This window comes from Desulfotruncus arcticus DSM 17038 (assembly GCF_900113335.1).
Classification (GTDB): Bacteria; Bacillota; Desulfotomaculia; order Desulfotomaculales; family Desulfallaceae; genus Desulfotruncus; species Desulfotruncus arcticus.
Genome location: NZ_FOOX01000001.1, coordinates 258,670 through 271,699 on the forward strand (window position 1 = coordinate 258,670; position 13,030 = coordinate 271,699).

Genomic DNA, 13,030 nt, shown 5'->3' on the forward strand with positions numbered 1-13,030 from the left:
TTCTCCTTTTTTAGTTAAATTCATACCTCTTTATCGGGCCTGCCGGGTGAACTAATCCCCAGGGGAATAATTCCCATATCCTGACCTATTTCTTCTGTTATCATGGGAGAACTGCCTATGTGCAACTTGGTAATGGACCGGTAAATGCCCTCAATCCACATCCACTCTTCATCCAATAAGTTTGAAATACTAACGCTGGGGGTCTTTACAATATTTGATCTTAAAATTGTGATAAATCTCCCGTCAGGCATTACTCTGCCCACGTCAACACAAAAAGAGGAATTGGGGCGGTCTACCTCGATATGCCAGTTATCAGTAAAATCATTAATAGAAATATCTAAATAATCATTGGCATTGTAGCCATTAAAATATTCCAAACCTGTAACATCATAAACCCTGAGCACCGGACGGGAAGTGCTCCAGGCTTCGGCTCCAAACTGACAGCTAAATTCCTCTTGTTTAGTGGCTGTTATTTCCCAGTAGGCATAAATCCAATTGGGGTCCCGAACCATTAGCACCAGGCGGTCAATACCGTAATTCCACGGTATTTCCTGTATAGGGTGTTTGGAAATTTTTGGTGTTGTTTCGGACTGGGAAACCGGGAAGGCTGCCTCTTCGGCAAACTCTTCCTGAAAAACCGGTGTTTGCAACTTTTTTTGCACCGGTTTGCGTCTATTTTTGGCCGACCATAAAAAAACGGTTAGAAGCAGTAAAACCAAAACTACTCCTAAAGCCCAGTTAAAAATGAAGCTCAATTGCATAAACCTCCTTTATAATGGATTCAACAATGCTGTCAAAAAAATAAAAACCGGCGGGAAGATAATAACGATAAGCATTCCGCGGCATAATGGTTTTAACTTGAAAAGCCTTTTTTATTATTGCCATAACCTTTTTGGTTTATAATTTTTTTGTTTTGCTTAGGTGAAACAATTTATTATATTTGTCTAATTATGTATGCAGGTATAAAAATTTAAACATAGAAAATTTAAACATAGAATTGAGGTATTGAGCTTTTCAGGAATTGAACGGGAACAGGGAGTGTTTATGAATGTTTACAAACCCGGTCGACGATCAAATTCGGCAAATATTAACGCAATGTAAAACCATTGCAATTGTGGGGCTATCTGATAAACCTCACCGTGACAGTTATATGGTTGCCAAATACATGATGGAAAACGGGTATAAAATTATACCCGTAAACCCCAGGGCCAAAAAAGTATTTAATCAAAAGGCTTACGCCAGCTTGGTTGAAGTGCCTGAGAAAATTGATATTGTAAACGTTTTTAGACGAAGTGATCAGGTTTTGCCGGTTGTTGAGGAAGCTTTAACGAAAAAACCTGGTGCGATCTGGCTGCAGCTGGGAATTGAAAATGAGGAGGGTGCCAGGCTGGCGGCAGCGCAAGGAGTTGCTGTGATTATGGATAAGTGTATTAAAGTTGAACATCAAAGACTAATGAGTGATAATAATAAAAATAATGAGTAATAAACAAGAAATTTTAAAAATACTTATCCGTGAGCTTCCAGATACCGGCCCGACATTGAACTTTAATAACACTTTTGAATTGCTGCTGGCGGTTATCTTATCCGCACAGTGCACGGACAAGCAGGTTAATAAAACAACAGCCAACCTGTTCTCCAAATATCAAACGCCTGAGGATTTTGCCTGCCTTGCGCCAGAACAGCTGGAGCAAGAAATTAAAGGCTGCGGCCTTTATCGCAATAAAAGCTTGCATATAATTAAAACATCCCGCATACTGGTTGAAAAGTACGGTGGAAAAGTCCCGGATAATCTTTTGGCATTGCAGTCACTGCCCGGAGTTGGGCGAAAAACTGCCAATGTGGTATTAAATATAGCGTACCAAAAGCCAACCTTTCCCGTAGATACCCACGTTTTCAGGGTATCAAGGAGGCTTGGCCTATCTGGCGGCAACACTTCTTTTCAGGTGGAGAAGGACTTAATCAAGTTAATACCTGAGCAGGAAAGAGGCAGCTGGCATCACCGGCTGATTCAATTTGGCCGTACTATATGTACCTCAAGGGGGCCGAAATGTGATCATTGTCCGGTTGAAAAATTTTGCAAGTATCAACAAGGCAAAAAGGTCGACAGGGAGAAATGAACATGCATTTAGTACTGGTGGAACCGGAAATACCGGCCAATACGGGTAACGTTGCCAGAACCTGCGCGGTTACGGGCGCTGAACTGCACCTGGTAAAACCTCTTGGTTTTTCCGTTGACGACAAACATTTAAAAAGGGCCGGTCTTGATTACTGGCATTTGCTAACCGTTCATTATCATGATAGCTTGGAGGAAATTTTTGAGGCGTATCCTGAAAACAGCTTTCATTTTGCCACCACAAAAGGGAAAAAGCTATATACAGAGGCAGTATACGGGTCTAACGATTTCCTTGTTTTCGGGAAAGAAACAGCAGGATTACCCGTTCATATTATTAATACCTATCAAAAAAGCTGTATACGCATTCCTATGATCAACAAGGCGAGGTCTTTAAATCTTTCCAACTCAGTTGCAGTTGTGCTCTTTGAAGCGTTAAGACAAAACAATTTTTGCGGTCTGGGGTAAATTATGTAATGGAGGACTTAGTATATGGACTTAACAATCAAAGAACTTAAGGTTTCATTGGAAAACGAAGGCTATATTTGTGATGATGATTTGGTCATAACTGTATTTTTAGCCTTAAAGCTGGGTAAACCTTTGCTGATAGAAGGTGCCCCCGGAGTTGGTAAAACGGAAATTGCCAAGGTTTTAGCAGCGATTTTTGAAACTGATTTGATTCGCCTACAGTGCTACGAAGGACTGGATGAAAATAAGGCTCTTTATGAGTGGAATTATCAAAGACAATTAATCAAAATTCAACTTTCCAAGGAAACAGAATCCGGCGAAAAAATGGAACGCAATCTTTTTAGTGAAGATTATCTGCTGGAAAGACCCTTGCTGCATGCTATCAGGTCTGAAAAACAAGTTGTTCTGCTTATTGATGAAGTTGATAAGGTTGAGGCGGAATTTGAGGCTTTTTTATTTGAAGTCCTTTCTGATTTCCAGGTTTCCATTCCGGAATTGGGCACAGTAGCAGCCAGGCATATCCCGATAGTGGTACTTACGAGCAATGGCGAAAGGGAACTTTCAGACGGACTAAAAAGGCGCTGTGTATATCTTTATATTGATTTTCCTTCCATAGAAAAAGAGTCGCGTATATTACAGGTTAAAGTGCCTAAGGCCGGGCTGGAAATTACCAAACAAATTGCCAACATTGCCAATTACATCAGAAATAATCTAAATCTGCGTAAAAAGCCTTCGATAGCTGAGACGATTGATTGGGCCAGGGCACTGTCTGCCCTTAATGAAACTGCGGTTACCCCCGAGAATATTAACAGCACCCTTAATATTTTTTTGAAGAACAGAGACGACCAGCAAATATTTATCAGTGCAATAAACACGAAGGATTTAGCAGGAAAAGCTGCAGGTGATAAATCAATTAAGTCAGCAAATCTTCACGCTGGTTCCTGTCATTGTCACGGACATCATCACCATAAATAAAACAGCTTATTTAAGATCTTTAGCAGGAAATTGTCCCTTTTTGGAGAATATTTTTAATATTCTCCATTTGCGATGAAAGGGGAGTAACATATGTCCCTAAAGAGCAATCTGGTTAAAGAAATTCCTCCTATGGGGGATCAAAATTCAATTTTTGATTGTATCGAAAATCTGGTGATAGCTATTGACCAACATGGTTGCATCAGTATTTTTAATCCTACTTGTGAAAGGTTATTTGGCATGACAGCGGACCAGGTGTTGGCTAAACCGGTATCAAAAGTAATACCATATACCGGTCTGGTAAAAGTACTTAAGACCGGCAAACCACATTTAGGCCGTAAATTTGTCCTGGGGAATTCCCTATATATTGTAAACAGAACACCTATCATAAAAAACAAAAGAATTATCGGGGCCATAGGTGTTGCCCAGGAGATCACAGAACTGCACCAACTGGCATCAGAATTAGATAAGGTTAAAAAAGAAAAATATGTTTTAGAATCAATATTTAATTATACGCAAGAAGGATATATATCTATCAATAGTGATGGTTACGTTAATTTTACCAACAGGGCCATGGCTGATTTGCTTAAGAAAACCCCCGGTGAGATGATAAACCGGCACATCACTGACATTTTACCGGAAACAAAGGTGCATTTTTTGCAGATTGACGGTCAGTCGCAGCATAACGAGATTATAAAATATAACAATACAAATTTGCTGTTAAGCTGTTATCCGGTCTTAAATAACGGCAAAATTCAGGGAACTGTGGGAAGAGTTATTTTCCGGGATTTACAGACCCTTGCTTCAATGGCAATTAAAGATAAACAGGCTAAACCCGTAAAGCAAGATGAACAAGCGCGATATACTTTGGATGACATTATAGGCGTCAGCCAGGTTGTCAACAGACAAAAAGAAATCATGCGTAAAGTGGCTCGTGGGCCCTCGACCATATTAATTACCGGGGAAAGCGGTACAGGTAAGGAGCTATTTGCTCATGCTGTGCACACACTGTCGCCAAGGGCCAAGGGGCCGTTTATTAAGGTTAACTGTGCCGCAATACCTGAAAACCTTTTGGAATCAGAGTTATTTGGCTACCGGGAAGGAGCTTTTACGGGGTCCAGAAAAGGCGGGCAGGCAGGGAAATTCGAACTGGCGCACCGTGGTACAATTTTCCTTGATGAGATAGGTGATATGCCGCTTTCCATGCAGGCTAAAGTACTCAGGGTGCTCCAGGATAAAGAAATAGAAAGATTGGGCGACGCCAAGACCCAGAAAGTGGATGTCAGGATAATTGCTGCAACCAATCGTAAGCTGGAAGAGCTGATTACGGAAGGAAAGTTTCGGCGTGATTTATATTACCGTTTAAATGTGGTAAATATTCAGATTCCGCCTTTACGCGAAAGGTTAGAAGACATTCCGGGATTGGTTAACCATTTCATAACTAAATTTAATCGTGATTTTACGCTAAAAATTAACAGCGTAAGCCAGAAGGTATTGGATTTATTTGAACGGTATAATTGGCCGGGAAATGTGCGTGAATTGGAAAACATTATTGAAAGGGCTTTTAATCTGGTTGAGTATGAGAAAATTGAGTTAAGCCACATGCCGACATACATTATTGAACAGGCTGAAAATAATGTTAAAAAACCGAAAGTAAGCAGTGTGGACAAAACCCTGCCTACATTGCTGGAAACCGTGGAAAGGGATGCACTAATTGATGCCTTGGCAAGTACAGGCGGCAACAAGCTGCAATCGGCCAAACTCCTGGGTATCTCCCGGGCCTGGTTATATAAAAAAATTAAACAGTACCAGATTGAAATGTAACGATTTAGTAGACAGGAGTCAGAATTCAGGAGTCAGAATGAAAGAACTGGTTTAAGGCATTTGGAATTCCGACTGCCGAATTCTGAATACCTGAATAGTAACCTATTGTTTTAAAGTGCTACTTTAAGGTAAAATCCCTTTAGCAAGGGGTTTTTTTTCATGCACTTTTCTCCTTAATCCTGGCCATATATATGTCCAGGGCTAAGGAGAAAAGTACTGAAAAGAGCGCTATAAGGGAACTGATTTAATCGCGCTTTTCATGTAAAGGGAGGTGGACATAGGTTTGTGGAAACCAGGGAAACGTCATTTGAGTTACCGGGTCATACTATAAACTTGACAGTGGTCAAAAATGTGGAAGAATTAATAACAGATCCTACAGATGAAGACAAAGTTCCTTGTTGGGCTGAAATCTGGCCTGCGGCCCGTGGTTTATCACATTGGATTTGGGACAACCTTCGTTTTGAGGGGGAGGAATTGCTGGAACTGGGGACAGGGCTTGGATTACCAGGTATAGTTTGCGGCCTTAAAGGCGCCAAGGTTACCTTTTCGGATTTTAATCCCCTGGCACTGGAACTGGCGGGATTAAATGCTGCGCGAAACGGGCTTAAAGATTTTAAAACATTCCTGGGTGATTGGCGCAATTTTAAAATAGACAGGCATTTTAGTTGGGTCATGGGGTCGGACATTTTTTATGATCCTAAATTAAATGTGCACCTGCTAAACGTAATCAGGCAGGTTGTTTCCAAAGGTGGTAACCTGTTAATAGCTCATCCGAATAGACCGGCGACTTTTGATTTTATTAATGAACTATGCGCCACTGCAAAAACAGATCAGCGCGATTTTGTGATGCCAATTATAATTGATGACCCATACTTTCCATACTATGAGATTCACGTGCACCACATTAAATTTAGGAGTCAGTAGACAGGAGTCAGGAGTAGAAATAATAAATAATAAGAGAACAGTTACTCGTAAGTATTCTGACTCCTTAAAAACTGGAGGTTTTTTGGTTGTTTACTCATTTGCATGTGCACACAGAGTACAGCCTGCTTGACGGCGCGGCCAGAATCAAGCAGCTTGTTGAAACAGCAGCCCAATCAGGTATGCAATCACTGGCCATTACAGACCATGGGGTAATGTATGGCGTAGTGGATTTTTATAAAGCCTGCCATAAAAAAGGCATCAAACCAATAATCGGTTGTGAAGTATACGTGGCGCCGCGAACCAGGCATGACCGTACGCCAAGGATAGACGACAATTTGTACCATCTGGTGCTGCTGGCTGAAAACGAAACCGGCTATAGAAATCTACTGGAAGTTGTGTCTACAGCTTTTACCGAGGGTTTTTACTATAAGCCCAGGGTGGATAAAGAACTGCTGGCAGCCCACAGTAACGGGCTAATTGCTTTAAGTGGCTGCATTGCCGGTGAAATTGCCTCGCATGTTATCAAAGGCGATTACGGACAGGCCGAACAAAGTGCGTCTGATTACCTGGATATTTTCGGCCGGGACAATTTCTACCTGGAAATTCAGGATCATGGCTTTGAGGATCAAAAGACGGCTAATCGCGGACTGTTGGAATTGCATCAAAAAGCCGGTATACCACTGGTAACTACTAATGATGTGCATTATGTGCTGCGTGAACACAGTGAAATGCAGGATGTTTTGCTCTGCATTCAGACCGGGAAAACTGTGGATGATCCCCGGCGAATGAAATTTCAATCGCAGGAGCTGTACCTTAAAAGTGAGCAGGAAATGGCGCTACTATTCGGGGAATTGCGCGAAGCCATGGATAATACCAATAGAATTGCGGAGCGCTGCAACGTAGAATTGGAATTTGGACATTTTCACCTGCCGTTTTACACTGTTCCCGACGGCCATACAGAAGACAGTTATCTGCGTGAACTCTGCCTGAAGGGAATTGAATGGCGTTTTGGTGAAATGAATGAGACCTTGCAGCAGCGTATGGATTACGAACTTAAAGTAATCAAACAAATGGGGTATTCGGCCTACTTTTTAATCGTTTGGGACTTCATTCACTTCGCCAGAGAGGTCGGCATACCGGTAGGGCCGGGGCGCGGCTCCGCGGCCGGCAGCCTGGTGGCATTTGTATTAGGCATAACCAACATTAACCCGTTAAAATATAATCTGTTGTTTGAAAGATTCCTTAATCCGGAAAGGGTATCCATGCCTGATATTGATATAGATTTCTGTTTTGAACGGCGAACCGAAGTTATTGATTATGTAGCTAGAAAATATGGCAGTGACAAGGTAGCCCAAATTGCCACTTTTGGAACAATGGCTGCCAAAGCTGCTATCAGAGACGTCGGACGGGCGCTGGGGATGCCTTATGGTGACGTGGACCGGATAGCTAAAATGGTGCCGAATGAATTAAAAATGACTATTGAGAAGGCGCTGAAGGAATCTGCCGAATTAACTGCTGCATACCGGGAAGACGATCAGGTTAAAAAACTTATCGATATGGCCTCCCTTCTGGAGGGGATGCCCAGGCACGCTTCAACTCACGCAGCCGGGGTGGTGATTACGCAACAGCCGCTGACCCATTACGTGCCTTTATGTAAGGCTTCGGAAGGTGCGCTGTCGACTCAGTTTCCCAAGGATCAGGTGGAAGAACTGGGCTTGTTAAAAATGGACTTCCTGGGATTGCGTACACTGACGGTGATAGCAGATGCCATCAACATGATTTACGCCAACCGGGGGGTAAAAATAGACATTGATGAAATTCCTCTGGATGACCCGAAGGCGTTTGAACTATTATGCAATGGTGACGGGGTTGGGGTGTTCCAGCTGGAAAGCAGCGGCATGAGAGCTATATTGCGGGATTTAAGGCCGGAAGTGTTTGAGGACATTGTCGCTCTGGTGGCCCTGTACCGTCCCGGCCCTCTGGGCAGCGGGATGGTTGATGATTTTATCAAAAACAAGCATGGTGAACAAAAGGTGGTTTATCTTCATCCCAAGCTCGAGCCAATTCTCAGGGACACTTATGGGGTCATTCTTTACCAGGAGCAGGTAATGCGCATTGCCAGCGATCTAGCCGGTTTTACCCTGGGTGAAGCCGACTTGTTGCGGCGGGCTATGGGCAAGAAGAAGCCCGAGATTATTGCGGGACAGCGAAGCAAGTTTGTTGAAGGCGCTGTTAAAAACAATGTTGACGCGGAAATAGCCGGGCAGGTATTCGATTTAATGGAATACTTCGCCGGTTATGGTTTTAACAAAAGCCATAGTGCCGCCTATGCTTTGGTTTCTTATCAAACTGCTTATTTAAAGGCCAATTACCCGGTTGAGTTCATGGCTGCGCTTTTAACATCAATAAAGGACAATACCGATAAGGTGGCTGTGTTTATTGAAGAGTGCCGCAGAAAGAGTATTGACGTGCTCCCCCCGGATGTTAACGTTAGCGGTGAAAACTTTACTGTGGACGGTGATAAAATTCGTTTTGGACTGGCCGCCATTAAAAATGTGGGCTTAAATGCAGTTAAGTGGATTATTGATGAAAGGAAAAATTCCGGCCAGCTTTACAAGTCATTTGCGGATTTTTGCCAGAGAATGAACACAAGAATGGTGAACCGCAGGGTTATGGAGAACCTGATTAAAAGCGGAGCACTTGATTCATTGGGGCACTATCGCTCACAGATGCTGGCTGCCATAGATGCGGGACTGGGTTTGGCCCAGGCTTCACACAAAGACCGGGAAACCGGGCAGCTATCCCTGCTTGATTTTTGGGGCGAGGAAATAAAAAATACCTTAGTTGTTGAAATGCCCGATATAAGAGAATTTCCTCAAGGTGAATTGCTAAACATGGAAAAAGAGGCTCTGGGCCTTTACGTTAGCGGGCATCCGCTTTCAGAATACCGTGAGTCAATTAACCGGCAAGCCACTCACCAGGTGGCGGGACTGGCTGATTTGGAAGAACGCGCTGAAGTGACGGTGGGCGGGATGCTTGGTGCCATTAAAAAAATTACCACCAAAAAAGGGGATAATATGGCTTTTGCCGTACTGGAGGATTTAACCGGTTCGGTGGAACTGGTTGTCTTTCCGCGTGTTTACCAGCAGTACGTATCATTACTAAAATCTGACAATCCAATTCTGGTGAGGGGGATTGTTAACCAGAACGGTGATGAATCAAAAATAATTGTTAATTCACTGGAGATATTAAATAAGAGGAATTTCGGAGAATTATTTATAAAAATTGACCAGGCTTCGCCTAAACTGGTCTCTGGAATACAAGCAATTCTTTGTTCTTTCCCGGGTGACTGCCCTGTTTATATTTATTTTCCAAAAGAAAAAAAATTAGCCCGGGCCGACCGCAGATTTTGGGTTAACCTTGATACGACGGTGGTTGATGAACTTGTCAAGTTGCTTGGAATAAACAGCATTAAAATTAAACATTCCATGTCGGATCAGGACCAGGCTGCAGACGTAATTAGTTGACTTTGGCTTTAGAATTAATGGTATGATAAAGTAAAGGGGAAACAACATAATTTTTAAAGAGGTGAAACAATTGGCTGTATTACCTGAAATAACTGGTGAATATGTTGTAATTAAAGCACTTGAAAACGGGGTTACAATAATAGGTTTAACCCGGGGTCGCGATACCAAATTTCACCATTCTGAAAAGCTGGACAAAGGTGAGATTATGATCGCTCAGTTTACCGAGCACACTTCCGCCATAAAAATTCGTGGACGTGCAGAGCTTCTAACAAAGCATGGTAAAATGAAGACTGTTGAAGACTAATATCCAGAGTTTGCTCTGGATTTTTTTCGATTGAATCCCGGTAAAAATTAAATTGCATATTTAAGACGGGAAAGTAAAAAGTATTATTGTCACTCAAAAAACTCGTTGACGTGGTTGAATATGACAGGGGGTGCAGTAATGTGCAAAGGATTGCTGTATTAACCAGTGGCGGTGATTCGCCGGGCATGAACGCGGCCATCCGGGCTGTGGTTCGAAAAGCGATTTTCCACGGGCTTGAAGTGATCGGAATTCAAAGAGGTTATAGCGGGTTTATTGATGCTGATATGGGGCCAATGAATCTAAGTTCTGTGGCTGACATAATTCACCGTGGCGGAACAATATTGCGCACTGCCAGATCAGAAGAATTTAAAACTCCGCAAGGCAGGGCTAAGGCGCATGAAAATGTGCTGCGCTTCGGCATTCAAGGATTAGTTGTCATCGGAGGCGACGGTTCCTTCAGGGGAGCTAATGTTTTCCACGAAGAGTACGGGCTTCCGGTGGCTGGGGTGCCCGGCACAATAGATAATGATATTGCAGGAACAGATTATTCTATAGGTTTTGACACAGCGGTTAACACTGTAGTGGAAGCGATTAATAAAATTCGTGATACTGCAACCTCTCATGAAAGAACATTTATCCTGGAGGTAATGGGGCGGGAAAGCGGGCATATCGCTCTTACTGCCGGGCTGGCCGGGGGGGCGGAATCCATACTTATTCCTGAGTTGGATAATAACATCAATGAAGTCTGCGAAAAGCTGTACCGTGGCTATAAAAGAGGTAAATTACACAGCATTATCATTGTTGCTGAAGGTGCGGCCAGCGGGCTGGAAATTGGCAAGAAACTGCATGAAATGACTGGTTTGGAAACCAAAGTAACGATTTTGGGTCACCTGCAGCGGGGCGGAACGCCTACGGCTTTTGACCGTATTCTGGCCAGCAGAATGGGAGCAACGGCTGTGGAGATGTTAATGTCAGGCAATGCCAAACATATGGTGGGAATAGCTGGTGGTAAGATTGTGTCTGAATCGCTTGCTGATACTTTCAAGTGCAAAAACGCAATTGATCTTGAACTTTATAAATTGGCGGGCATATTGTCCATTTAATCACCGCCAAAGGAGGTAGCTAAATTTGCGCCGCACAAAAATAGTGTGTACCATTGGCCCGGTCAGTGAATCCGTTGAATTGATGGAGAAAATGATGCTGACGGGAATGAATGTGGCCAGACTGAATTTTTCCCACGGCACTCACGAAGAACATGCGAAACGCATCAAGGCAATTCGCAAGGCTGCCGGCAATGTTGGTAAAAACGTAGCAATTATGTTGGATACAAAAGGCCCGGAAATACGGCTGGGCCTGCTGGAAAAAGAGCCGGTGGAATTAAAGGCGGGAGCTGAAGTATGCTTAACCACCGATAATGTTAAAGGTACCGAACAATTATTACCGGTCACGTATAAGGGGCTGCCCGGTGATGTAAAGACCGGTGATAGAATATTGATTTCAGACGGATTAATTGCACTGCGTGTCCAGTCTGTAGATGGGCCTAAAATTTTTTGTATAATAGAGAACGGTGGGAAAATTACCAGTCAAAAAGGTGTTAATGTACCCGGTGTAAATGTAAGCCTGCCGTCTCTAACCGAAAATGACAAAACAGATATAATCTTTGGCATTGAAAATAATCTGGATTTTGTCGCTGCGTCCTTTATACGAAAAGCTTCCGATGTATTGGCCATTAGAAGAATTATTGAGGAAAACAATGGCTATATGGACATTATTTCCAAAATTGAAAGCAGGGAAGCGGTACTTAACCTGGATGAGATCATCAAGGTATCGGACGGTATAATGGTTGCCCGGGGCGATTTAGGTGTGGAAATTCCTCCGGAAGAAGTTCCATTGATCCAAAAATCTATTATTGAAAAATGCAATCATACCGGAAAACCTGTAATAACGGCAACGCAGATGTTGGAGTCGATGATTCAAAATCCGCGCCCAACCAGGGCTGAGGCCAGTGACGTGGCCAATGCGATACTGGACGGAACGGATGCTATTATGCTTTCAGGAGAAACTGCTGCGGGGAAATATCCCATCGAATCTGTTGAAACAATGGCCAGGATAGCCGCACAGGCGGAATCGGCCATTAAATTTGAGGAACTGCTAAAAAACAAGCGCCGGGCGCTTTCCAAAACGGTAACAGACGCTATCAGCCATGCCACCGTAACCACGGCATTGGATTTAGGTGCGGCAGCTATTATTTCATCTACCGAGGCGGGCTATACTGCCAAAATGGTCAGCAAGTACAGGCCCAGAGCGCCAATTATAGCAGCTACCCCGCATACCAAAGTTTTGCGTAAGCTGGCTATAGTCTGGGGTGTTCAGCCCCTGCTGGTGGCGCGAACCGAGGATACAGACAGTATGATCAACGCTGCAGTGGAGGTTTCACTTGCCGCCGGTTTAATCAAAGCCGGCGACCTTACGGTAATAACTGCCGGTGTGCCGGTGGGGGTACATGGAACCACCAACTTGATCAAGGTACATACTGTTGGCGATATTATAGCCAGGGGAACAGGTATTGGCAATAAAGCTGTTACCGGCAGTGTTTGTGTGGTTGGAAGCTGGCGTGAAGCAAAAGAGAGGCTGCGTGCAGGGCAAATACTGGTTACTTACGATACTGACCGTGATTTTATTCCCGCTATTGAGAAGGCAGCGGCAATTATTACCGAGGTGGGCGGCCTTACCTCACATGCCGCCATTGTCGGTCTTGAATTTGGGATACCGGTAATAGTCGGGCTGGAAGGGGCAACGTCGATTATCCCTGACGGAGAAATTGTAACGGTAGACGGTCAAAGGGGCCTGGTTTACAAAGGTACCGCCAGGGTATTGTAAAAATGGTATTCGGAATGCAGT

The 13,030-nt window shown here is 43.6% G+C and carries 11 protein-coding genes; 10 read left to right on the forward strand and 1 reads right to left on the reverse strand.

The genetic code is table 11. From position 1 onward, the window contains the following. Positions 1–20: 20 nt before the first annotated feature. Positions 21–755: a DUF4912 domain-containing protein gene (locus tag BM056_RS01295; protein WP_092467933.1), complete on the reverse strand. Its 735-nt coding sequence runs from the start codon at positions 753–755 to the stop codon at positions 21–23. Positions 756–1,048: 293 nt separating this feature from the next. On the opposite strand from BM056_RS01295, the gene BM056_RS01300 reads away from it, so the two are divergent. The 10 genes from BM056_RS01300 (at position 1,049) to pyk (ending at position 13,009) form a co-directional block, all read left to right on the forward strand. Continuing rightward, positions 1,049–1,483, forward strand: coding sequence for a CoA-binding protein (locus BM056_RS01300; protein ID WP_092467935.1), 435 nt, complete (start codon positions 1,049–1,051; stop codon positions 1,481–1,483). Continuing rightward, the gene (gene nth / locus BM056_RS01305; protein WP_092467937.1) at positions 1,476–2,117 is read left to right on the forward strand and encodes an endonuclease III; all 642 of its coding nucleotides are present in this window, start codon (positions 1,476–1,478) and stop codon (positions 2,115–2,117) included. The genes BM056_RS01300 and nth overlap by 8 nt, the downstream gene beginning before the upstream one ends. A 2-nt stretch (positions 2,118–2,119) precedes the next feature. Next, a complete protein-coding gene (trmL, locus tag BM056_RS01310; RefSeq protein ID WP_092467939.1) occupies positions 2,120–2,578 on the forward strand; it encodes a tRNA (uridine(34)/cytosine(34)/5-carboxymethylaminomethyluridine(34)-2'-O)-methyltransferase TrmL in 459 nt (152 codons plus the stop codon). A 24-nt stretch (positions 2,579–2,602) separates the two neighbouring features. Further along, on the forward strand, positions 2,603–3,553 hold the full coding sequence (locus tag BM056_RS01315) for an AAA family ATPase (protein WP_092467941.1): 951 nt from the start codon (positions 2,603–2,605) through the stop codon (positions 3,551–3,553). Positions 3,554–3,643: 90 nt separating this feature from the next. Continuing rightward, positions 3,644–5,374, forward strand: a complete 1,731-nt coding sequence (locus BM056_RS01320; protein ID WP_092467943.1) for a sigma 54-interacting transcriptional regulator — start codon at positions 3,644–3,646, stop codon at positions 5,372–5,374. A 285-nt stretch (positions 5,375–5,659) separates the two neighbouring features. Beyond that, complete coding sequence (locus BM056_RS01325; RefSeq protein ID WP_092467945.1) at positions 5,660–6,298, forward strand: class I SAM-dependent methyltransferase; 639 nt, start codon at positions 5,660–5,662, stop codon at positions 6,296–6,298. 86 nt (positions 6,299–6,384) lie between these two features. Beyond that, positions 6,385–9,825, forward strand: coding sequence for a DNA polymerase III subunit alpha (locus BM056_RS01330; RefSeq protein WP_092467947.1), 3,441 nt, complete (start codon positions 6,385–6,387; stop codon positions 9,823–9,825). A 70-nt stretch (positions 9,826–9,895) separates the two neighbouring features. Next, the gene (gene mtrB / locus BM056_RS01335; protein WP_092467949.1) at positions 9,896–10,129 is read left to right on the forward strand and encodes a trp RNA-binding attenuation protein MtrB; all 234 of its coding nucleotides are present in this window, start codon (positions 9,896–9,898) and stop codon (positions 10,127–10,129) included. A 140-nt stretch (positions 10,130–10,269) separates the two neighbouring features. Next, positions 10,270–11,232, forward strand: coding sequence for a 6-phosphofructokinase (gene pfkA, locus BM056_RS01340; protein WP_092467951.1), 963 nt, complete (start codon positions 10,270–10,272; stop codon positions 11,230–11,232). 25 nt (positions 11,233–11,257) lie between these two features. Next, positions 11,258–13,009 carry a pyruvate kinase gene (pyk, locus tag BM056_RS01345; protein ID WP_092467953.1) on the forward strand — a complete coding sequence of 584 codons (1,752 nt, stop codon included), beginning with the start codon at positions 11,258–11,260 and terminating at the stop codon, positions 13,007–13,009. The last annotated feature ends 21 nt before the right edge of the window (positions 13,010–13,030 follow it).